Source organism: Clavibacter phaseoli, assembly GCF_021922925.1.
GTDB lineage: Bacteria > Actinomycetota > Actinomycetes > Actinomycetales > Microbacteriaceae > Clavibacter > Clavibacter phaseoli.
Map to the genome: position 1 here is coordinate 1,134,312 of NZ_CP040786.1, position 21,028 is coordinate 1,155,339.

Below are 21,028 nucleotides of genomic sequence, written 5' to 3' on the forward strand. Positions count from 1 at the left end.
TGTCGGCGTCCGGCGCGCGTCACGTGGATCCGGGTGGCGCGGGCCGGGTGTCGCAGAGCAACGTATCGCACGGGCCCCGGGACGGGCCGACGGCGCACCGGGCTGCGGGGAGGCGTGCTCAGGGTCCGCGCCGCGCACTGTCACGCGGCCGCAGGCCGGTCAGGACGCGTGCGGGTGGTGCTTCGCGAGCTGGAACACGCCGGCGACCGCCACGGCGCCCGCGACGAGGAAGGCCACGCCCGCGTAGAGCGGCGCGTCCGCGGCCTCGCCGAGGACGGTCACGCCGATGCAGACGGCGACGAGCGGGTCGACGACCGTGAGGCCCGCGATGACGAGGTCGGGCGGTCCCGACGAGTACGCGGTCTGCACGAAGTACGCCCCGAGCAGCGTCGCGGCGATGAGCGCCACGATGCACACGGCCGTGAGCACGTCGAAGTCGCCCGTCGTGAGGCGGTTGATGACGACCTTGGCGAGCGTGGCGACGAAGCCGTAGAGCACGCCCGCGCTGATGATGTAGAAGATCGCCTGCACGTGGCGGCGGAAGTAGAGGAAGAGGCCGCCGAGCAGCGCGAGCACGACCGCGAGGATCACCAGGATCGTGATGAGCTCGGGCGTGCGGATGGGCGTCTCCTTCGCGAAGACGGCCGCGAAGATCACGAACAGGCCCACGCCGCCGATGCAGAGCGCGACCGCCCGCTTGGCCTTGAGGTCGAGTCGCTTGCCCGTGGCGCGGGAGTTGAGGATGGCCGTGACCACGAGCGCGACCGCGCCGAGCGGCTGCACCACGATGAGCGGCGCGAGGCGCAGGCTCGCGAGCTGGAAGACGATGGCGAGGCCGAGCATCACGGTGCCCGCGACCCAGGACGGGCGGCCGAGCAGCGCGCCCAGCTGGCGGAGGCTGAGGCCCGCCGTGCTCTTCGTCCCGCGCGCCTCCATCTTCGCCACGCCCTGCGACTGCAGCTGCGCGCCGAGGGACAGGAAGACCGCGCCGACGAGCGCGATCGGGATCCCGAGCGCCTGGTAGGGGGTCAACGAGGCGGCCTGGAGGACGGGGCTGGCGTCGAAGGGCACGCCCCGACCCTACCCGGCGGTCCGCCTATCATCGGCAGCATGGCCGTCCTCCCCATCCGGATCACCGGAGACCCCGTCCTGCACGCCCTTGCCCGCGAGGTGGAGGCGTTCGACGACGACCTGCGCGCCCTCGTGGCGGACATGTTCGAGACCATGGACGAGGCGCCGGGCGTGGGACTCGCGGCGCCCCAGGTGGGCGTGCCGCTGCGCGTGTTCGTGTACTCCTACGAGACCGACGAGGGCGAGCCGCTGCGGGGCGTCGCCGTCAACCCGGACCTCTTCATCACGCCCGTCGCCGTGCGCGAGGCCGACGAGGACACCGAGGAGGAGGGCTGCCTGTCCTTCCCGGGCGAGCGCTTCCCGCTGGTGCGCGCCGACCGGGCGATCCTCCGCGCGGTCGACCTCGACGGCCGGCCGTTCGAGATCGAGGCGGCCGGGTGGTTCGCGCGGATCCTGCAGCACGAGTTCGACCACCTCGACGGGCTGCTGTACACCGACCGGCTCGAGCACGAGCACGTGAAGCCCGTGGCGAAGATCATCCGGAAGAGCGGCTGGGGCGTGCCCGGGCAGTCGTGGCTGCCGGGGCGCGACCACCTCGAGGACTGAGGGACGCGCCCGGCGGCGACCCGGTGACCGGAGGCGCCCGATTTCTTTGCTACGCTTTCCAGGTTGCTCCACGTGATCCTCGATAGCTCAATTGGCAGAGCAGCCGGCTGTTAACCGGCAGGTTGTTGGTTCGAGTCCAACTCGGGGAGCGAAGGCCTCGCGGCTCCACCCGCGGGGCCTTTTACTTTGCGCCTCCAGCGCTCGTCCTCCGCCGATCCCGACCGCCATCCCCCGCGCCGGGTAGCGTCGGGCCATGGGGATGTTCCAGGTCGTGGTCGCGCGTCCGAACGACGCGGACCGGCTGTGGCCGCTGCTCGACGAGGACCTGCGGACGCGCGAGGCCGCGCCCGACGACGCGGCCCTCGATCCGGTCGCCGACGCGATCCTCGCCCGCCCCGCCAACGGGCCGGCTGACTCGCTGCGCGTCCTCGAGGCCCGGCGCGAGCGCATCGTGCGGCTCGTGTCCGATCCCCTGCGCCCGGTGCTCATCGCCTACTCGGGGATCCGCGCGGTCGGCTTCGCGCTCATGGACCGCAACGGGGTCGATGGCCTGGCCTTCACCGCGTCCGGCTGGCGTGGCCTCGGGGTCGAGGAGGAGATCCGGGCGGCCGCTCCCCTGCTGCTGCGCTGAGCCGCGCGCCCGGCGGCAGCCCCCGACTACTCGACGGGCAGCAGGTAGGTCGGGCTCGGCACGGCGATGACGGCGGGCGCCGCGGTGGGCAGCCCGGTCGCCGGGTCGAGCCGGAACGAGGCGACCGTGCCGGATGCCTGGTTCGCCACGTGCAGCCGGTCGTCGACGATCACGTGGTGGCGCGGCATCTCGCCGCCGCAGTCGAACGCGGCGACGGGGGCGAGCGCGCCGTCGGCGGAGATGCCGACCACCGCGATCCGCTCGGAGCCGCGGAGGCCGACGTAGGCGAGGCGCTCGTCGGCGGAGACGCGCACCTCGGCCGCGGAGTCGCGCGCGTCCGGCTCGGCCGCGCAGGCGGTGGAGGCGGCGACGCGCCAGGACGCGCCCGTGCCCTCGAGCGCGTGCAGGGTGCCGTCGAGCTCGCCGACGAGGAGCACGCGGCCCGACGACAGCAGCGCCATGTGGCGCGGTCCCGTCCCCGGCGGCAGCGCGAGGGAGTCGATGCGGTCGAGCCGGCCGTCGCGGAGCGCATGCACGAACACGGCGTCGGTGCCGAGGTCGGCGCTGAGGACGATGCCGCCGCCGACGTGGAGCGTGGCGTGCGCGTGCGGGCCGTCCTGCTGGGGGCGAGGACCGGATCCCTCGGAGGCGAGCAGCTGCACCGCCTCACCGAGGGTGCCGTCGTCCGCGATCGGGTGGACGGCGACGGTGCCGTCCCCGTAGTGCGAGGTGAGGAGCAGGCCGTCGACGACGTGGAGGTGGCAGGGACCGGATCCGCCGCTCGCCCGGCCGCCCGCCCACTGGAGCGAGCCGCCGGGTCCGCGTCGGAACGCCTCGACGCGGTCGGACGCCTCGCCCACCGCGTAGACCATGTCGTCGTGCGCCAGGAGGAACGAGGGCGACGGCGTCTCGACCGCGGTGCCGACGACCGCGAGCTCGCCCGTGAGGGCGTCGATCGCGAGGCCCGTGATGCCGATGCCCGATCCGCCGGCGTCGGCGGTGTAGCCGCCCGCCCACATCGATACCTCGGGCACGGCGGCTTCCTCGGGCGTCATCACGTCGCTCACCCTACGGGTCCCGCCCGACACGGCGCGGGCGCCGCTCGGCGTCGCGCCGCCGTCAGTAGCCGGAGGACGGCTCGACGATGCCGACGAAGTCGCCCGTGCGGGTGAACGCCTCCGTGTTGAGGCGGATCCGCTCGGCCAGCAGCGGCCGCACCATGTCCGGGGTGTCCGCGGTGTGCGGCGTGACGATGCACCGCGGCTCGGAGAACAGCGGGTGGCCGTCGGGCAGCGGCTCGGGCGACGTGACGTCGAGGCCCGCGCCGTGGATGGCGCCGGAGCGGAGCGCGTCGAGCAGGGCGTCGGGATCGACGAGCGCGCCGCGCGCGATGTTGACGAGGACGGCCGTGTCCTTCATGGCCTGGAGCTGCGCGGCGCCGATGAGGCCGGCCGTGTCGTCCGTGCTGGCCGCGGCGAGCATCACGACGTCGGCGCCCGGCAGGACCTCGTCGAGCCGGTCGGCCGTGACGGTGCGGTCCGCGCCCTCGACGGGGTCGCCGCTGCGGCGGACGACCGTCACGGAGCAGTCGAACGGGGCGAGCAGCCGGATGTACTCCAGGGCGATGCCGCCCGCGCCGACCACGACGACCTCGGAGCGGTAGAGCGAGAGGCCGGCGGAGGATCCCCAGGAGGTCGCCCGGGCGCGCTCCGGCAGCTGCCGCAGGGCCGCGAGCGTCAGCGCGAGGGCGTGCTCGGCGACCGGCTCGGAGTAGGCGCCCTTCGCGCTCGTCCAGACGAGGTCCGGCCGGTCGCACTCGCGGAGCGTGTCGGCGAAGGCGTCGACGCCCGCGAACGGCAGCTGCACCCACTGGACCTGCGGGTTGGCGGCGAGCGTGTCGGTGAGCTCGGCGGCGCGGCGGATGGAGAGCCAGACGATGCCGCGGGTGTCCTCCGACAGCTCGGCCACCTCGCCGCCGCCCGCGTGGACGGCCTCGAGGTAGGCGTCCTCGGTGCGCGGGAGCATGGCGATCGGGCCCGGCGTCGGACGCGCGTCGCCCGTGAGGCGGTGCGGCGTGGCGCCGTCGACGGCGCGGTGGACGCGGCGGTCGGCGGATGCGGATGCGGTGGTGTCGGTCATGTGCGGGGCCTCCGGGGGTGCGGGACGCGGGCGGGCGGTTCAGGGGATCGCAGCACGACGACCGGGTCGGGGTCCCGCTCCGCGGGCGCGGGCTCGGCGGCGGGCGCGGCGGCCGTGCGCGACTCCGCGAGGCCCCGCACGTACGGGTGCGTGGGATCCGCGAGCACGTCGTCGATCGCGCCGTAGCCGACGAGGGTGCCGCGGTGCAGCACGGCGAGGCGGTCGGTGAGGCGCTCGACGACGGCGAGGTCGTGGCTCACCACGAGGGCGGAGAAGCCGCCGCGCGACTGGAGGTCGCGCAGCAGGTCGAGCACGGCGACGCGGCTCATGACGTCGACGCCCGAGGTCGGCTCGTCGGCGATGAGGAGGCGCGGGCCGAGGACGAGCGCGCGGGCGAGGGCGACGCGCTGGCGCTGGCCGCTCGAGAGCTCGTGCGGGTAGCGGTCCTGCGTGCCGGGCGGGAGGTCGAGCGCGGTGAGCAGCGTGACGACGCGACGCGCGGCGACCTGGCTGTCGAAGCGGCGGTCGCGGGAGAAGATCGGCTCGGCGATGGCCTCGCTCGCGGTGAGCTGCGGGTGCAGCGTGGTGCCGGCGTCCTGCGGCACGTAGCCGATGCCGTAGGTGGTGCGCGTGCGGGCGCGGCGGCCGATGCGGCGGAGGCCCTGGCCGAGGACGGAGGCGTCGCCGCCCGTGATCCGCGGCACGGCGGCCCCCTCGTCGCCCGACGGCACGAGGCCCGCGAGCACGCGCGCGAGGGACGACTTGCCGGATCCGCTCGCGCCGACGACCCCGAGCACCTCGCCGGGCTGGATCCGCAGCGTGATCCCGTCCACGGCCGGCGGCGTCTCTGCGCCGCGCCGGGCGGGGTAGGCGAGACGCAGGTCGCGGGCGTCGAGCACGGGCTCGGCTGCCCCGCCGTCCGCGTCGGCGTCTCGGGGGGTGTGCGTCATGCGCTGCTCCGTCCTCGGCGTGGTCGTGCGGCCGGAGCTGCCGGCCGCACGACGGATGCGGGTTCCGACCCATCATGCCCGGGGTCGGTCGGGCCCCGCTCGGAGCGGGCTAGCCAGCCGGCCGCTCGGCGGCCCGGAGCGCGTGCAGGCGCGCGCGGCGCTCGGCCTGCTCGCGCGGATCCGGCACCGGCAGCGACGCCAGCAGGCGCTGCGTGTAGGGGTGCTGCGGGTTCCCGAGCACCTCCGCGCCCGTCCCCTCCTCCACGAGCTCGCCGCGGTACAGGACGGCGATGCGGTCGGCGAGCAGGTCGACGACGGCCAGGTCGTGGCTGATGAACAGCGCCGCGAACCCGAGCTCGCGCTGCAGCTCCGCGAAGAGCTCCAGCACGCGTGCCTGCACCGACACGTCGAGCGCGCTCGTGGGCTCGTCGGCCACGAGCAGCGACGGCTCGAGCGCGAGCCCGCGGGCGAGGCTGGCGCGCTGGCGCTGGCCGCCCGAGAGCTCGTGCGGGTAGCGGTCGCCGAACGCCTTCGGCAGCTGGACGGCCTCGAGCAGCTCGTCGACGCGCCCGCGCGCCGCCTGCGGGGTCTTCGCGCGGCCGTGGACGATGAGCGGCTCGGCCACGCACTCGGCGATCGTGAGGCGCGGGTTGAAGCTCGTCGCCGGGTCCTGGAACACGAACCCGATGTCGGCGCGCTGCTTCCGGAAGTCGCGCTCGCGCACGCCGAGCATCTCGGTGCCGAGGACCTGGAGGGATCCGCCGGTGACGTTCGTGAGCCCCGCGATGGCGCGGCCGATGGTGGTCTTGCCGGAGCCCGACTCCCCCACGAGCCCGAGGACCTCGCCGGCCTCGATGCGCAGGTCCACGCCCTTGACGGCGCGGAAGGCGGGCGACCCGAGGCGACCGGGGTACTCGATCTCCAGGCCGCGCGCCACGACGACGGGCGCCGCCTCGGCGTCCGACGCCGCGCGGGCCCGGGAGCGCACCGCGGCGCGCTCCACGGTCGCGGCGACGCCCTCGCCGAGCTTCGGCACGGACGCCAGCAGGTTCCGCGTGTACTCCTCCTTCGGGGAGGCGAAGAGCGTGGCCACGTCGGCCTGCTCCACGAGCCGCGAGCGGTACATGACGGCCACGCGGTCGGCGAGGTCGGCCACGACGCCCATGTTGTGCGTGATGAGGATCACGGCGGCGCCGAACTCGTCGCGGCAGCGGCGCAGCAGGTCGAGGATCTCGGCCTGCACGGTCACGTCGAGCGCGGTGGTGGGCTCGTCGGCGACGATGAGCCCGGGATCCAGCACGAGCGCCATGGCGATGACGACGCGCTGCTTCTGCCCGCCCGAGAACTGGTGCGGATAGTGGTCGACGCGCGTCTCGGGGTCGGGGATGCCCACGCGGCGGAGGATGTCGATCGCCTTCGCGCGGCCCTCCTTCTTCGAGACGCGGCCGTGGGCGCGGAGGCCCTCGACGATCTGCCAGCCGACCGTGTGCACGGGGTTGAGCGCCGTGGACGGCTCCTGGAACACCATCGCGACGTCGCGGCCGCGCGCGCGGCGCAGCTCGTCGGCGGAGATCGACAGCACGTCGACCGCGCCCTGGCCCGTCCGGTCGCTCAGCAGGACCGCGCCGTCGGTGACGGCGGTGTCGGGCAGGAGGCCGAGGATCGTGCGGGCGGTGACGGACTTGCCCGACCCCGACTCCCCCACGATGGCGAGGATCTCGCCGGGCGCCACCGTCAGGGACACCCCGTCGACCGCGCGGACGTCGCCGCCGTCGGTCGCGAAGGTGACGCCGAGGTCGCGGATCGAGACGACGTCGCTCATGCGGCCACCTTCTTCGTCGAGGCGCGCTTGCGGGCGCGCAGCTTGGGGTCGGAGATGTCGTTCACGCTCTCGCCCACGAGCGTGAGCCCGAGGACGAGCAGCACGATGGCGACGCCGGGGAAGACGCCCGTCCACCAGACGCCGCTCGCGGTGTCCGCGAGCGCGCGGTTGAGGTCGTAGCCCCATTCGGCGGCCGACGTCGGCGAGATGCCGAAGCCGAGGAAGCCGAGGCCCGCGAGCGTGAGGATCGCCTCGGAGGCGTTGAGCGTGAGGATCAGCGGCAGCGTGCGGGTGGAGTTCCGCAGCACGTGCACGAACATGATCCGCGGCGTCGACGTGCCGATGACCTTGGCGCTCTCGACGAACGCCTCCGCCTTCAGCCGCACGACCTCCGCGCGGATGACCCGGAAGTACTGCGGGATGTAGACGACCGTGATGCTCACGGCCGCCGACAGGATGCCGCCCCACAGGCTCGACTGCCCGCCGTTCAGCACGATGCTCACCACGATGGCGAGCAGCAGCGTCGGGAACGGGTAGATGGCGTCGGCGATGACCACGAGGATCCGGTCGAGCCAGCCGCCCAGGTAGCCGGAGACCACCCCGAGCAGCACGCCGAGGAACAGCGACAGGATCACGGCGATCACGACGACGGACAGCGCGGTCTGCGTGCCCCAGACGACGCGCGAGAACACGTCGTAGCCGCCCACCGTGGTGCCCCAGATGTGGGTGCCGTCGGGCGCCGACGTGCGCGGGAAGGACCCGCTGTCGTCGCGGCCCTGCGCGAAGCCGAACGGGGCGATGAGCGGCGCGAATGCCGCGAGCACGATGAAGACCCCCGTGATGACCATGCCGGCGACGAGCATGCCGCGCTGGAGGCCCACGCTCTGGCGCACGTGCGAGACGAGCGGGAGGCGCTGGAACAGGGTGCGGCGCGCCGGGACGGGCGCGGGCGCGGTGGTGGTGTCGGTCATGTCAGTACCTCACTCGCGGGTCGATGAGCGCCGCGACGACGTCGACGATGAAGTTGGTCACGGCCACGATCACGGCCAGCAGCGCCACGATGCCCTGCACGGCCACGAAGTCGCGCGCCGCCAGGTACTGCGCGAGCTGGAAGCCGAGGCCCCGCCACTCGAACGTGGTCTCCGTGAGCACCGCGCCGCCGAGCATCACGGCGATCTGCAGGCCGACGACCGTGATGATCGGGATGAGGGCGGGCTTCAGCGCGTGCCGGGTGGTGAGGCGGAACTCGCCGACGCCGCGCGAGCGGGCCGCGTCCACGTACTCGGTGCCGAGCGTGGAGATGACGTTGGTGCGCACGAGCCGCAGGAAGATGCCCGCGGTCAGGAGCCCCAGCGCGAGCGCCGGCAGCACCGCGTGCTCGAGCACGTCGCTCACGGCGGTGGGGCTGCCGAGGCGGATCGCGTCGATCAGGTAGATGCCGGTCGGGTTCTCGAGCCGGCCGAGAGCGACCTCCACGCGGGTGTCCGCGCGGCCGGACAGCGGCAGGATCCCGAGCCAGACGGAGAAGACGAGCTTCAGCAGCAGGCCCGCGAAGAAGACGGGCGTGGCGTAGGCGAGGATCGCGAGGATCCGCAGCACGGCGTCGGGCGTGCGGTCCTTGAAGTAGGCGGCGACGAGGCCGAGCGGGATGCCGATGAGGAACGCGACGAGGAGCGAGTAGACGACGAGCTCGAGCGTGGCCGAGCCGTACTGCAGCAGCACCTCGCTGATGAGCCGGTTGTCGGTGAGCGAGCGGCCGAAGTTGCCGGTGGCGATCTGGCCGAGGTACTCGAGGTACTGGACGATGATCGGCCGGTCGAACCCGGCGGTCGCGAGGCGCTCCTGCAGCTGCTCCGGCGTGAGGCGGTCGCCCACGGCGGCGGAGATCGGGTCGCCCACGATGCGCATGAGGAAGAAGACCAGCGTCACGAGGATGAACACGGTCGGGATGATGAGCACGGCGCGGATGAGGATGTACTGGCCGAGCCCGATCCCCTGCTTCCGGGCCTTGGGCTGCTGCGCCCCGGGGGGCGCGGACGCGGGGGCGGCGTCCGGGATGACGGTCACGGCGGATGGGCCTTTCGGGTCGTCGTGCGGGTGGTGCGTCGGGTCGATCGGGTCGGCGTGCCGCCGCGGGTGGCGGACCACCGCCGGTGGCAGAGGGATGGGGCGTCCCGCCGCAGCGGGACGCCCCATCCGTGGAGGTCGTCAGTCTAGGAGACGCCCTCCGTCGGGCCGGCTAGCCCTTGGTGATCGGCGCGTAGCGGAACTTGAAGGAGGCGTCGAGCGTCACGCCCTTCACGTCCTTGCCGGCCACCGCGACCTGCGAGCCCTGGAGCAGGGGCAGGGTCGGCAGGTCGGCGGCGACGTCGTCCTGGATCTGGCCGATGATCTCGGCGCGCTTCGTGGCGTCCGCCTCCGACAGCTGCTGCGTGATGAGGTCCGTCACGGTGGGGTTGTCGTAGTGGTTCTTCACGAAGGACTGCGGGGAGAAGAACGGCGTGAGGTAGTTGTCCGCGTCCGAGTAGTCGGGGAACCAGCCGAGCTGGTACGCCGGGTACTCGTCGTTGACGCGGGCCTTGCTGTACTGGTCCCAGATCGTGGACTGCAGGTTGACCTGGAACAGGCCGGTCGCCTCGAGCTGCTGCTTGATGAGCGAGTACTCGTCGTCCGAGCCGGCGCCGTAGTGGTCCGGGTTGAACTGGAGCTGCAGCGCGACCGGCGTCTGCACGCCCGCGTCGGATAGGGCCTTCGCGGCCTTGTCCGCGTCGGGTCCGCCGTCGCCGTCGCCGTACAGGCCCTTGAGCGCCTCGTTGGCGCCGGAGAGGCCGTCGGCCACGTAGGAGTAGAGCGGCGTGTAGGTGCCGTTGTAGACCTGGGTCGACAGCTCCTCGCGGTCGATGAGGTCGGCGGCCGCCTGGCGCACCGCGAGGGCCTTGGCCTCGTCGGCCTCGCCCGTGCTCTTGCCGAAGGGCTGCGTGTTCAGGTTGAACGTGATGTAGCGGATCTCGCCGCCGGGGCCGTCGATGACCTGGACGGAGTCGTCCTTCTTGAGGTCGGCGATGTCGGTCGCGCCGAGCGAGCGGCCCGCGACGTCGATCTCGCCGTTCTGCACGGCGAGCTTCATGGTGGTCTCGTCCGCGTAGTAGCGCGCGGTCACGCCGCCGTTCTCGGCCTTCGGCAGGACGCCCTGGTAGTCGGCGTTCGGCGCGTAGGCGACGAGCTGGTTGAGCTGGAAGTCGGTGATGACGTACTGGCCCGCGAAGGCGTTCGCCGAGACGATGTCGGCCGGGTCGGCCAGCGCGTCGGCCGGGAAGACCTCCTCGTCGACGATGGGGCCGGCGGGGCTGGAGAGCACCTGCTCGAAGGTCTGGTCGTTCGCGGTCTTCAGCGTGAAGACGACGGTGGTGTCGTCGGGCGCCGCGACGGACTCGACGTTCGCGAGGAGCGACGACGGGCCGTTGCCGTTGTCGGCGCCGTTGGCCGCGATGGTCGCGATGCGGTCGAACGTGAACTTGACGTCGCTCGCGGTGAGCGCGTGGCCGTTCGCGAACTTCAGGTCGGGCTTCAGCTCGACCGTGAACTCGTTCGGCGAGGTGTACTCGCCGGAGACGGCGAGGTCGGGCTCGACGTCCGGGCTGCCGTAGGGGCTGTTGAACAGGAACGGGTAGACCTGGTTCTGCACCGCGAACGAGCCGTTGTCGTAGGAGCCGGCCGGGTCGAGCGAGAGGACCTTGTCGGTCGTGCCGACGACGATGGAGCCGCCGCCTGTCGCGCCGTCCTCGGCGAGCGGGTCGCCGGATCCGCCGGAGCAGCCGGCGAGGACGAGGGCCGCGGCGGAGAACCCGGCCGTGGCGAGCAGGACGCGTGAGCGCCTCGTGAATGCGGACGTCATGTTCCGAGTGCCTCTTTCATGAAGGGGATTCGCGCCCGCGCATCGGGAAGACACGGACGCTGTGCTGTGCATGATTTCTAACACACGGGAAACAGCAGCCCGGACCCCGGGGAGGCGCGGGGACGCTTCTTCACACGAATGAAACATGGCCCGCGCGACGGGATCCGTCGCGGGGCGCGGTCGACGCGGACGGATCGCGCCTACTCGCGGAGCGCCCGGCGCTCGGCCTCGACCTGCATGAGCTCGCGCTGGATCTCCTGGTACCGCTCGCGCTCGTGGGTCGCGTCGGTGCGCTGCAGCCGCCCGATGAGGTCGGCCTTGCGGCGCAGGAGGTCGCGCCCGACGAGCTCCGCCGTGACGCCCTTCACGTAGACGGCGAGCTTGTCCGCGTCGCCGCGGTTCGGCAGCGGCGCGACGCCCAGCTGCTTCACGAGCGTCGCGAACGACTCCGGCACCTCGAGGGCGACGCGCGACAGCCAGTCCGCGCCGCCGAGGGCGTCCATGCTGCCGATGACGCCGTCGCGGACGACCGCGAGGCTCTCGTTGACGAAGGTGACCTGCGCGGCGCGCATGACGAGGTCGTTCCCGACGAGCTCGGGGTGCTGCAGCATCGCCATGAGGGCGTCGCGCTCGAGGCGGGTCGCGAGGTCGGTCGGGAGGTCCATGAGCGACATGGATCGGGACGCGTCGCCGGCGCCGTCGTCGTCCGGGCCGTGCCCGCCCTGCGCGTGGCGGCCCTGCGGCGCTCCGCCCGAGCGGTCGGCGCCGTCGGCGGGCATGCTGCGGCCCGCGGTCTGGACGGCGCGGCCCACCTCGGTGAGGTCCATGCCGAGCCAGCCGGCGAGCTCGCGCGCGTAGCCGGGGCGGAGCGACGGGTCGCGGATGTCGGCGACCACGGGCGCGGCGGCCCGGAGCGCGGCGACCCGGCCCTCGACGGTGTCGAGGTCGTGGTCGGCGAGGATCTGCTTGATCGCGAACTCGAACATGGGCTTCTTGCCCTGGATCATGCGGCGCACGGCGTCGTCGCCGCGCGTCAGGCGGAGGTCGCAGGGATCCAGTCCCTCGGGCCCGACCGCGACGTAGGTCTGCGCGGCGAACCGGCGCTCCTCGGAGAACGCGCGCATGGCGGCCTTCTGCCCGGCGGCGTCGGGGTCGAACGTGAAGACGACCTCGCCGAGGCCGCTGTCGTCGCCGAGCACGCGACGGAGCACCTTGATGTGGTCGACGCCGAACGAGGTGCCGCACGTGGCGACCGCGGTGGTCACGCCCGCGAGGTGGCACGCCATGACGTCGGTGTAGCCCTCGACCACGACGACCTGGCGGCCGCGGCTCACGTCGCGCTTGGCGAGGTCGAGCCCGTAGAGCACGGAGCTCTTGTGGTAGACGGGCGTCTCGGGGGTGTTGAGGTACTTCGGGCCCTTGTCGTCCTCGCGCAGGCGGCGCGCGCCGAAGCCGACGGTGGCGCCCGTGAGGTCGCGGATGGGCCACACCAGCCGGCCGCGGAACCGGTCGTAGGCGCCGCGGTCGCCCTGGCTGAGGAGACCGGCGGTCACGAGCTCGGCCTCCGTGTACCCCTTGGCCTTCAGGTGCGAGGACAGCGCGTCCCAGCTCTGCGGGGCGAAGCCGACGCCGAACCGCTGCGCCGCGCCCTGGTCGAAGCCGCGCTCCCCGAGGAAGGTGCGGCCGATCTCCGCCTCCTCGGACCCGAGCTGCTCGACGAAGAACTCCGCGGCCGCCTCGTTCGCGCCGAGGAGCCGGGAGCGGTTGCCCTGGTCGGTGGCGGCCTGGCCGTCCTCGTAGTGGAGCTGGTAGCCGATCCGCTGCGCCATGCGCTCGACGGCCTCGGCGAACGTCACGTGGTCCATGCGCTGCAGGAACGTGTAGACGTCCCCGCCCTCGCCGCAGCCGAAGCAGTGGTAGAAGCCGACCTGCGGCCGAACATGGAAGCTCGGGGTGCGCTCGTCGTGGAAGGGGCAGAGGCCCTTCAGGGAACCGACGCCGGCGGACTTGAGGGTGACGTACTCCCCCACGACGTCGCCCAGGTTGACCCGGGAGCGGACCTCGTCGATGTCGCTCTTGCGGATCAGGGCCATTGGCTTATCCTACGTCCGGCCCCCGGCGCGATCCGGGGCCAGCGACCGCCCGACGCGGGCGTCAGAAGACCGGACGCGCGCACAGGCGCTCGTACCAGGCGATGGCCGACTGGTCGGTGAGGCTGGCGACCTGGTCGACGATCACGCGCTTGCGGGCGCCGTCGTCCTCTGCCTCGCGCCAGTCGCCCGCGAAGCCCGGGTCGAGCTCGTCGGCGCCGCGCGCGTGCAGCGCGTCCGCGAGGCCCGCGAGCACCTCGCGCTGCCGCGCGTAGATGGGCTGGCGCGTGTTCTTCGACATGACGAACGCCGCGACGATGCCCTTGAGCACCGCGATCTCCGCCTGGATGGCGCGGGGCACCACGACGTGCGCGCCGAAGCGGATGAGGCTGCGGTCGGTGTGCGTGGCCCGCGTGAGCTGCGTGGCGGCGCCCGCGAACCGGCCGATGAGCTGGCTCGTGAGGTCCTTGAGCGCGGCCTGCGCGCCGCGGCCGCCGTCGTACTCGTCCACCCAGACGTCGAGGGAGTCGAGCCGGTCGAACGCCTGGATGAGCTCCTCGTGCGAGTGCGCGCCGCCGATCCACGCGACCATCGAGTCGACGAGCTCCTCGTGGTCGACCCGGGCGCCGAGCGTGCGCACGTCGACGTAGCCGCCGACGATGGCGTCCTCGAAGTCGTGGACGGAGTAGGCGATGTCGTCGCTGAGGTCCATGACCTCCGCCTCGATGCAGCGCCGGCCCGCGGGCGCGCCCTCGCGCAGCCACTCGAACGCGGCCACGTCGTCGTCGTAGAAGCCGAACTTGCCGCGGCCGGACGGGTCGGGCACCGACTGCGAGCTCGGCCACGGGTACTTGCAGCTCGCGTCGAGGCTGGCGCGCGTGAGGTTGAGCCCGTACGGGCGGCCCTCCGGCCCGATGACCTTGGGCTCCAGCCGCGTGAGCAGCCGCAGGGTCTGCGCGTTGCCCTCGAAGCCGCCGATGTCGGACGCCCAGTCGTTGAGCGCCCGCTCGCCGTTGTGGCCGAAGGGCGGGTGGCCGATGTCGTGCGCGAGGCACGCGGTGTCGACCACGTCGGGATCCAGGTCGAGGCTCGAGGCGAGCTCGCGGCCCACCTGCGCCACCTCGAGGGAGTGCGTGAGGCGGTTGCGCGCGAAGTCGAGCCCGGCCATCGGGCTCAGCACCTGCGTCTTGGCGGCCAGGCGGCGCAGCGCGCTGGAGTGCAGGAGCCGGGCGCGGTCGCGCGCGAAGTCGCTGCGCCTCGACGAGTGCTGCTCCGGATACCAGCGCTCCGCGTCGGTCTCGCTGTACGTGGACCCCGTCGTCGTGCCCTCAGCCGCCACTGTTGTGGATCTCCCCGTCCGCGATGTCCATCGCATCCTGCGCGTCGATGTCCCGGCTCTCGAGCCAGCGGTCCGGCAGCGCCGTGCGCTTCATGCTGCCCTGACGGCCGCGCGCGCCCTCGGCGCCCGCGCCCGGGTAGGGCTGGTCGCGGTCGAGGGTGGCGAGCAGGCCGTCGATCTCCTCCAGCGAGGACGCCGAGGCGAGCGCCGCCCGCAGGTCGCCGCCGACGGGGTACCCCTTGAAGTACCAGGCCACGTGCTTGCGCGCGTCCCGGCAGCCGCGCTCCTCGCTCTCGAAGAACTCGGCGAGGAGCTCGACGTGGCGGCGGAACGTGTCGGCGACCTGGCCCTGCGACGGGTGCGCGCGGGGCGTGTCCGCGGGGTCGAGCCCGGCGGCGCGCGCGTGGAACGCGGCCGCGAGGTCGCCGAACAGCCAGGGGCGGCCGAGGCAGCCGCGGCCGACGACCACGCCGTCTGCGCCCGTCTCGTCCATCATCCGGATCGCGTCCTCCGCGGCCCAGATGTCGCCGTTGCCGAGCACCGGAACGCTCGTCACGGTCTGCTTCAGCTTCGCGATGGCCGACCAGTCGGCGTGGCCGCTGTAGTAGTCCGCAGCCGTGCGCGCGTGCAGCGCGATGGACGCGACGCCGGCGGCCTCGGCGGCGCGCCCGGCCTCGAGGTAGGTGAGGTGGTCGGCGTCGATGCCCTTGCGCATCTTCACGGTGAGCGGGATGTCGCCCGCCGCCTTCACGGCGCCCTCGACGATGTCGGTGAAGAGGCCGAGCTTCCACGGCAGAGCGGCTCCCCCGCCCTTGCGCGTGACCTTGGCCACGGGGCAGCCGAAGTTGAGGTCGATGTGGTCGGCCCGGTCCTCCGCGACGAGCATGGTGACGGCCTCGCGCACGGTCTTCGGATCCACCCCGTAGAGCTGGATGGAGCGCACCTTCTCCGACGGGTGGTGCGTGATGAGCCGCATGGACTCGGGCGTGCGCTCGACGAGGGCGCGGCTCGTGATCATCTCGCTGACGTAGAGGCCGGCGCCGAACTCGCGGCACAGGCGCCGGAACGCGGTGTTGGTGATGCCCGCCATGGGGGCGAGCACCACGGGGACGTCGAGCGGGATGCCGCCGATGCGGAGGGCGGGCTCGGCGGCGGGCGCCGGGGCGCCGGGCGCGTCGGCCGCGGAGGGGACGGGGGCGAGGGTCGGAGAGGACATGACGGCTCGATTCTCCCAGACGGGACGGCGGGCGGCGGACGCGGGGCGCGATCCCCGCGGGGACCAGGCGGCGGGCGCCTGGGGAGGGACGGTCAGATGGCCCGACCGGCGTCGATCGCGTCGCGGACGCGCGCGAGGTCGGCGGCCGGGGACGCGTCGTCCGCGGTCGCCGGGTCGGCCGTCGCGGCGCCGGGAACGAGGCACGCGTCGCCCTCGCAGGCGGCGGCGTCGGATGCGCCGAGCATCGTGAACGGGGACGGTGACGCGACGACGGGCAGCGTGCCGGTGGCGGGCGCCGCGCTCATCGCGCCGCCTCCTCGCCCGCGACGACGCGGACGGTGTCGCCGTCGCGCGCGGCCAGCGCCTCGCCGAGCGCGGACGCGAAGACGGTCGGGTCCTGCGCGCCGGAGATGCCGAAGCGCTCGTCGATCACGAAGAAGGGCACGCCCTGGATCCCGTACGCCATGGCCTGCGCCTGGTCGGCGCGGACGTCGTCCAGGTGCCGGTGCGTCTCGAGGGCCTCGCGCGCCTCGTCGGCGTCGAGGCCGACCTCGACCGCGAGCTCGACGAGGTCCGGCACGCGGCCCACGTGGCGCCCCTCGGTGAAGTACGCCTTCAGCAGCCGCTCCACCATCTCGAGCTGCACGCCGCGCACGCGCGCCAGGTGCAGCAGCTCGTGGGCGAGGACGGTGTTCGTGTGCTGGAGCGCGTCGTAGTCGTAGGCGAGGCCCTCGGCGGCGGCGAGCCGGGTCATGTCGTCGAGCATGGTCGCGACGCGGTCGGCCGGGATGCCCTTGTGGCCCGCGAGGAAGTCGACCTCGGTGCCCTGGAAGTCGACCGGGGTGTCCGGTGCGAGCTCGAAGGAGCGGTAGGTGATCGCGATCTCCGGCGCACCCGGCGTCCGCTCGGCGAAGGCGCGCGCGCCGGCCTCGAAGCGCCGCTTGCCGACGTAGCACCACGGGCAGGCGATGTCCGACCAGACGTCGACGCGGATGGCGGGCAGGGCGGGGGCGGAGGAGTCGGTCACGGCTGGGCAACGCGTCGGGAAGGCGGGGCATTCCCGCGGTGTTGCCCGAGCATGGCCGACAGCACCCCCTCCCCCGTCCCTCCCGCATCCGACGCCGACGCCGCTCCCCGCGGACGCGACCGCGTGCTCGCGCACGCCGCCCGCCTCGGGATCGACGTCGAGGTGGTCGACCGCCCGGACGCCGGATCCCTCGACGAGGCCGCCCGCGGCCTCGGCATCGCGCCGTCGCACCTCGTGAAGTCGCTCGTGGTGAAGCGCCACGACGGCGCCCTGCTCATCGCGCTCGTGCCGGGCGACCGGCAGATCAGCTGGGCGAAGCTGCGCGCGCTCGTGGGCGTCAACAAGCTCTCGATGCCCGCGCCCGAGGTGGCGCTCGCGGCGACCGGGTACGAGCGCGGCACCATCACGCCGCTCGGCGCCCACGGCGACCTGCCCGTCTACGCGGACGAGCGCGTCGCCGGCCGGCGCATCGGGATGGGCGGCGGCGAGCACGGCGTCTCGGCCCTCGTGGACGCGGACGCGCTCGTGGACGCGCTCGGCGCGACCGTCGGCGACATCACCGACGAGCTGACGATCCGCCGCCCCTGACCCGCGTGAGGCGGGCCGGGGACGGCGGATCGGCCGTTCGGGGATCGGCGGGTCAGGCGCCGATGAGCTGCCCGGCCAGGTAGCCCATGAGCTCGTCGAGCGGGATGCGCTCCTGCGCCATGGTGTCGCGCTCGCGCACCGTGACGGCCTGGTCGTCGAGCGTGTCGAAGTCGATCGTCACGCAGAACGGCGTGCCGATCTCGTCCTGGCGGCGGTAGCGGCGGCCGATGGCGCCGGCGTCGTCGAACTCGATGTTCCAGACCTTGCGCAGCTCCGCGGCGAGCTCCCGCGCGACGGGCGACAGCCGCTCGTTGCGCGACAGCGGCAGCACGGCGACCTTGACGGGCGCGAGGCGACGGTCGAGGCGGAGGACCGTGCGCTTGTCGACGCCGCCCTTCGCGTTCGGCGCCTCGTCCTCGTGGTACGCGTCGACGAGGAAGGCCATCATCGAGCGGGTCAGGCCGGCCGCGGGCTCGATGACGTACGGGATCCACCGCTCGTTCTTCGTCTGGTCGAAGTACGAGAGGTCCTGGCCGGACGCCTCCGAGTGCGTGCGCAGGTCGTAGTCGGTCCGGTTCGCGATGCCCTCGAGCTCGCCCCACGCGCCGCCGGCGAAGCCGAAGCGGTACTCGATGTCGACCGTGCGGGTCGAGTAGTGCGAGAGCTTCTCCTGCGGGTGCTCGAACAGGCGGAGGTTCTCGGGGTCGATGCCGAGGTCGGTGTACCAGGCGTAGCGGGCGTCGATCCAGTACTGGTGCCACTCGGCGTCGGTGCCGGGCTCGACGAAGAACTCCATCTCCATCTGCTCGAACTCGCGCGTGCGGAAGATCCAGTTCTGCGGCGTGATCTCGTTCCGGAAGCTCTTGCCGATCTGGCCGATGCCGAACGGCGGCTTCTGGCGTGCGGCGCTCAGCACGTTGGCGAAGTTGACGAAGATGCCCTGCGCGGTCTCGGGGCGGAGGTAGTGCAGGCCCTCCTGGTTGTCGACCGGGCCGAGGAACGTCTTGAGCAGGCCGGAGAAGTTCTGCGGCTCGGTCCAGGATCCGGGCTGGCCGGTGTCGGGGTCGTTGACGTCGGCGAGGCCGTTGACCGGCGGGTGGCCGTGCTTCGCCTCGTAGGCCTCGAGCAGGTGGTCGGCGCGGTAGCGCTTGTGCGTGTGCAGCGACTCGACCAGCGGGTCGCTGAAGACCTCGACGTGGCCGGAGGCCTCCCACACCCGGCGGGGCAGGATGACCGAGGAGTCGAGGCCGACGACGTCGTCGCGGCCGTTGACCATGGTCTGCCACCACTGGCGCTTGATGTTCTCCTTCAGCGCCACGCCGAGCGGCCCGTAGTCCCACGCGGAGCGCGAGCCGCCGTAGATCTCACCCGCCTGGAAGACGAACCCGCGCCGCTTGGCGAGGTTGATGACGGGATCGAGACGCGAGGGGGTTGCCACGTTTGCTCCTAGGTGGGGCCGGACTGGGTGCCCGGTCGGCGGACGGCGACGGGCCGGCGGGATGCCGGCGTCGCCGGGAAAGGCGGCCCCCAGTCTACGGGCGCGTCGCGCTCAGTCCTCGTCGCCCGCGGTCCGCCGGTGCGCGAGCTCGACGATGCGGACGGTCTCCAGCGAGTCGCGCGGCTCGACCGGGACGGGCCCGCGGCCGCGGACGGCGTCGGCCATGGCGCGATAGAACTCGGCGTAGCGCCCGCGCTCGGTGGGGACGCGCTCCCCCGCGGGATCCCCGGCCGCCTCGACGAGCGTGCCCCACTCCGACTCGGGCGCCTCGCCGAAGCCGGGGTCGGTCGGCGCCGCGCCCTCCTTCAGCAGCGGCTCCTGCGGGTCGAGCCCGTGGACGGCGTACGCGCCCGCGGTGCCGAGCACGCGGAAGCGGGGTCCCGCCAGCGCGGCGACGCGGCTGACGGTGATGTGCGACTGCACGCCCGACTCGTGCAGCAGCGAGTAGAAGGCGTCGTCGTCGCTCGCGGATCCGTCGCGCACGGTGGCGAGCTCGGCCGCGAAGTCGGCGACGGGGCCGAAGAGCTCGAGCGCCTGGTCGATCAGGTGGCTGCCGAGGTCGTAGGAGATGCCCGCCGCGTCGGCCGGCGTCTCGCGGTCCTGCCAGCGGTCGCGGACGGGCCCGCCCCAGCGCTCGAATGTCGACTCGAAGCGGTGGACCTCCCCGAGGCGGCCTGACGCGATGAGCGCCTTCACGGTGAGGAAGTCGCCGTCGAGGCGCCGGTTCTGGAAGACGGAGAACGGGACGCCGAGGGCCTCGGCGCGCTCGATGAGCATGAGCGCCTCGTCCACGGTCGCGACGAACGGCTTGTCCATCACGACGGCCAGGTGCGCGTCGAGCGCCTGCAGCCCCTGGCGGAGGTGCGCGGAGGCGGGCGACGCGATCACGACCATGTCGAGCTCGGCGGAGCGCGCGAACAGCTCGTCCGCGGACGCCACGACGTCGGCGCCGGGGTGGCGCTCGCGGACCTGCGCGGCGCGGTCCGCGTCGGAGGTCGACACCAGCGCGATGCGGTAGTCGGGGCTCGCCGCGAGGAACGGCGCGTGGAAGACCCGGCCGGCGAGGCCGTAGCCAACGATGCCGACGCGGATCGGGGCATCGGCGCCCTCCACGGACGCGGGTGCGGGTGCGGCGGAGGTACGGGGCGCGTTCTCGGGTGTGCTCACGTCCCCGATGCTACTGAGCGGCCGGCTCCCGGTCGCCCTCGGCCTCGGCGTCCGGATCCTCCGCGGACCCCTGGTCGGCGTCGCCCGCGTGCGCGTCGACCGCGCCGCCGAACCGCCGGTCGCGGTGCACGTAGCTCTCGACGGCGTCCCAGAGGTCCTTCCGCCGGAAGTCGGGCCACAGCCGGTCGAGGAACACCATCTCCGCGTACGCCGACTGCCAGAGCAGGAAGTTGCTCGTGCGCTGCTCGCCCGAGCTGCGGATGAAGAGGTCGACGTCGGGCACGTCCGGCAGGTACAGGTAGCGCTGGATCGTGCGCTCGTCGACGCGCGACGCCTTGAGCCGGCCGGCGTCCACGTCCTCGGCGATGCGGCGCACGGCGTCGCCGATCTCGGTGCGGCCGCCGTAGTTGATGCACATCGTGAGCGTCATCCCGGTGTTGTGCTTGGTCATCTCCTCGGCGACCTGCAGGTCGTCGATGACGCTGCGCCAGAGGCGCGGGCGGCGGCCGGCCCAGCGGATGCGGACGTTCCAGGCGTCCAGCTGGTCGCGGCGGCGGTGGATCACGTCGCGGTTGAAGCCCATGAGGAAGCGCACCTCGGCGGGCGAGCGCTTCCAGTTCTCGGTCGAGAAGGCGTAGACGGAGAGGTGCGTCGCGCCCAGCTGGACGGCGCCCGCGACGGTGTCGAACCACGCCTCCTCGCCCGCCTGGTGGCCGGCCGTGCGCGGGAGGCCGCGCTGGTTCGCCCAGCGGCCGTTGCCGTCCATGACGACCGCGATGTGCTTCGGCACGAGGTCGGCGGGGATCGCGGGCGGCCGCTCGCCGGTCCAGTCGAGCGGGAGGTCGGTGCGGCCGGGGACCTCGGGGCGTCGGCTCATGGGGTCGTCTCCTGTGCTCGGGGGCGGTCGGCGGGGGTCGCGGGCAAGGCGTCGGCGTCGGGGTCGGGATCCGCGTCGCGCGGCGTGGAGCGGACGACGGACGCGGTGGCGG

Annotated in this window: 19 protein-coding genes and 1 tRNA gene; 4 read left to right on the top strand and 16 right to left on the bottom strand. The window is 73.3% G+C overall.

The genetic code is table 11. The features are described 5' to 3' along the window. Positions 1-159: 159 nt before the first annotated feature. Positions 160-1,071 (bottom strand): DMT family transporter, encoded by a 912-nt coding sequence (locus FGI33_RS05285; protein ID WP_119434431.1) that lies wholly within the window; start codon positions 1,069-1,071, stop codon positions 160-162. A 39-nt stretch (positions 1,072-1,110) separates the two neighbouring features. Between FGI33_RS05285 and def the strand changes: the two genes are divergently transcribed. From def to FGI33_RS05300, 3 genes are all read left to right on the top strand, one after another. Further along, entirely contained in the window at positions 1,111-1,677 is a 567-nt protein-coding gene (def, locus tag FGI33_RS05290; RefSeq protein ID WP_119434430.1) for a peptide deformylase, read from the top strand. Positions 1,678-1,753: 76 nt separating this feature from the next. Next, positions 1,754-1,826, top strand: a tRNA-Asn gene (locus FGI33_RS05295). A 104-nt stretch (positions 1,827-1,930) separates the two neighbouring features. After that, positions 1,931-2,308 carry a hypothetical protein gene (locus FGI33_RS05300; RefSeq protein WP_119434429.1) on the top strand — a complete coding sequence of 126 codons (378 nt, stop codon included), beginning with the start codon at positions 1,931-1,933 and terminating at the stop codon, positions 2,306-2,308. Between the two features lie 26 nt (positions 2,309-2,334). Here FGI33_RS05300 and FGI33_RS05305 read toward each other — a convergent pair whose 3' ends face one another. The 12 genes from FGI33_RS05305 to FGI33_RS05360 form a co-directional block, all read right to left on the bottom strand. Beyond that, positions 2,335-3,363, bottom strand: a complete 1,029-nt coding sequence (locus FGI33_RS05305) for a lactonase family protein (protein WP_237582353.1) — start codon at positions 3,361-3,363, stop codon at positions 2,335-2,337. 64 nt (positions 3,364-3,427) lie between these two features. Beyond that, the gene (locus FGI33_RS05310; RefSeq protein WP_119435400.1) at positions 3,428-4,333 is read right to left on the bottom strand and encodes a D-isomer specific 2-hydroxyacid dehydrogenase family protein; all 906 of its coding nucleotides are present in this window, start codon (positions 4,331-4,333) and stop codon (positions 3,428-3,430) included. A 110-nt stretch (positions 4,334-4,443) separates the two neighbouring features. Beyond that, positions 4,444-5,397: an ABC transporter ATP-binding protein gene (locus tag FGI33_RS05315; protein WP_119435399.1), complete on the bottom strand. Its 954-nt coding sequence runs from the start codon at positions 5,395-5,397 to the stop codon at positions 4,444-4,446. 109 nt (positions 5,398-5,506) lie between these two features. Continuing rightward, positions 5,507-7,219 carry a dipeptide ABC transporter ATP-binding protein gene (locus FGI33_RS05320; protein ID WP_237582354.1) on the bottom strand — a complete coding sequence of 571 codons (1,713 nt, stop codon included), beginning with the start codon at positions 7,217-7,219 and terminating at the stop codon, positions 5,507-5,509. Next, a complete protein-coding gene (locus FGI33_RS05325) occupies positions 7,216-8,190 on the bottom strand; it encodes an ABC transporter permease (RefSeq protein WP_119402445.1) in 975 nt (324 codons plus the stop codon). The genes FGI33_RS05320 and FGI33_RS05325 overlap by 4 nt, the downstream gene beginning before the upstream one ends. A gap of 1 nt (position 8,191) precedes the next feature. Beyond that, positions 8,192-9,286, bottom strand: a complete 1,095-nt coding sequence (locus FGI33_RS05330; RefSeq protein ID WP_119434748.1) for an ABC transporter permease — start codon at positions 9,284-9,286, stop codon at positions 8,192-8,194. Between the two features lie 172 nt (positions 9,287-9,458). After that, positions 9,459-11,114: an ABC transporter substrate-binding protein gene (locus FGI33_RS05335; RefSeq protein ID WP_119434747.1), complete on the bottom strand. Its 1,656-nt coding sequence runs from the start codon at positions 11,112-11,114 to the stop codon at positions 9,459-9,461. A gap of 200 nt (positions 11,115-11,314) precedes the next feature. Further along, on the bottom strand, positions 11,315-13,207 hold the full coding sequence (gene dnaG / locus FGI33_RS05340; protein ID WP_194674023.1) for a DNA primase: 1,893 nt from the start codon (positions 13,205-13,207) through the stop codon (positions 11,315-11,317). A gap of 61 nt (positions 13,208-13,268) precedes the next feature. Continuing rightward, positions 13,269-14,543, bottom strand: a complete 1,275-nt coding sequence (locus tag FGI33_RS05345) for a deoxyguanosinetriphosphate triphosphohydrolase (RefSeq protein WP_119435089.1) — start codon at positions 14,541-14,543, stop codon at positions 13,269-13,271. After that, positions 14,533-15,759, bottom strand: a complete 1,227-nt coding sequence (gene dusB / locus FGI33_RS05350) for a tRNA dihydrouridine synthase DusB (RefSeq protein WP_119435088.1) — start codon at positions 15,757-15,759, stop codon at positions 14,533-14,535. Before dusB ends, FGI33_RS05345 begins: the two co-directional genes overlap by 11 nt. Before the next feature lie 92 nt (positions 15,760-15,851). Further along, a complete protein-coding gene (locus FGI33_RS05355; RefSeq protein WP_204586220.1) occupies positions 15,852-16,064 on the bottom strand; it encodes a hypothetical protein in 213 nt (70 codons plus the stop codon). Continuing rightward, positions 16,061-16,786 (bottom strand): DsbA family oxidoreductase, encoded by a 726-nt coding sequence (locus FGI33_RS05360; RefSeq protein ID WP_119456802.1) that lies wholly within the window; start codon positions 16,784-16,786, stop codon positions 16,061-16,063. Before FGI33_RS05360 ends, FGI33_RS05355 begins: the two co-directional genes overlap by 4 nt. Positions 16,787-16,837: 51 nt before the next feature. Here FGI33_RS05360 and FGI33_RS05365 point away from each other — a divergent pair, with 51 nt between their 5' ends. Further along, on the top strand, positions 16,838-17,374 hold the full coding sequence (locus FGI33_RS05365) for an aminoacyl-tRNA deacylase (protein WP_119434905.1): 537 nt from the start codon (positions 16,838-16,840) through the stop codon (positions 17,372-17,374). Positions 17,375-17,426: 52 nt separating this feature from the next. Here the strand turns inward: FGI33_RS05365 and FGI33_RS05370 are convergent, their stop codons facing one another. The 3 genes from FGI33_RS05370 to FGI33_RS05380 all read right to left on the bottom strand — a co-directional run bounded on the left by FGI33_RS05370 (position 17,427) and on the right by FGI33_RS05380 (position 20,916). Continuing rightward, entirely contained in the window at positions 17,427-18,812 is a 1,386-nt protein-coding gene (locus tag FGI33_RS05370) for a glycine--tRNA ligase (RefSeq protein WP_119434904.1), read from the bottom strand. Between the two features lie 111 nt (positions 18,813-18,923). Beyond that, complete coding sequence (locus tag FGI33_RS05375) at positions 18,924-20,039, bottom strand: Gfo/Idh/MocA family protein (RefSeq protein ID WP_119434903.1); 1,116 nt, start codon at positions 20,037-20,039, stop codon at positions 18,924-18,926. A gap of 10 nt (positions 20,040-20,049) precedes the next feature. Further along, complete coding sequence (locus FGI33_RS05380; RefSeq protein ID WP_119434902.1) at positions 20,050-20,916, bottom strand: isoprenyl transferase; 867 nt, start codon at positions 20,914-20,916, stop codon at positions 20,050-20,052. Positions 20,917-21,028 lie beyond the last annotated feature (112 nt).

Excerpts from the sequence above, each read along its gene's own strand:
- def (WP_119434430.1), top strand. The coding sequence starts at position 1,111 with ATGGCCGTCCTCCCCATCCGGATCACCGGAGACCCCGTCCTGCACGCC.
- FGI33_RS05300 (WP_119434429.1), top strand. The coding sequence starts at position 1,931 with ATGGGGATGTTCCAGGTCGTGGTCGCGCGTCCGAACGACGCGGACCGG.
- FGI33_RS05305 (WP_237582353.1), bottom strand. The coding sequence starts at position 3,363 with ATGACGCCCGAGGAAGCCGCCGTGCCCGAGGTATCGATGTGGGCGGGC.
- FGI33_RS05310 (WP_119435400.1), bottom strand. The coding sequence starts at position 4,333 with ATGCTCCCGCGCACCGAGGACGCCTACCTCGAGGCCGTCCACGCGGGC.
- FGI33_RS05315 (WP_119435399.1), bottom strand. The coding sequence starts at position 5,397 with ATGACGCACACCCCCCGAGACGCCGACGCGGACGGCGGGGCAGCCGAG.
- FGI33_RS05320 (WP_237582354.1), bottom strand. The coding sequence starts at position 7,219 with ATGAGCGACGTCGTCTCGATCCGCGACCTCGGCGTCACCTTCGCGACC.
- FGI33_RS05325 (WP_119402445.1), bottom strand. The coding sequence starts at position 8,190 with ATGACCGACACCACCACCGCGCCCGCGCCCGTCCCGGCGCGCCGCACC.
- FGI33_RS05335 (WP_119434747.1), bottom strand. The coding sequence starts at position 11,114 with ATGACGTCCGCATTCACGAGGCGCTCACGCGTCCTGCTCGCCACGGCC.
- dnaG (WP_194674023.1), bottom strand. The coding sequence starts at position 13,207 with ATGGCCCTGATCCGCAAGAGCGACATCGACGAGGTCCGCTCCCGGGTC.
- dusB (WP_119435088.1), bottom strand. The coding sequence starts at position 15,759 with ATGTCCTCTCCGACCCTCGCCCCCGTCCCCTCCGCGGCCGACGCGCCC.
- FGI33_RS05355 (WP_204586220.1), bottom strand. The coding sequence starts at position 16,064 with ATGAGCGCGGCGCCCGCCACCGGCACGCTGCCCGTCGTCGCGTCACCG.
- FGI33_RS05365 (WP_119434905.1), top strand. The coding sequence starts at position 16,838 with ATGGCCGACAGCACCCCCTCCCCCGTCCCTCCCGCATCCGACGCCGAC.
- FGI33_RS05380 (WP_119434902.1), bottom strand. The coding sequence starts at position 20,916 with ATGAGCCGACGCCCCGAGGTCCCCGGCCGCACCGACCTCCCGCTCGAC.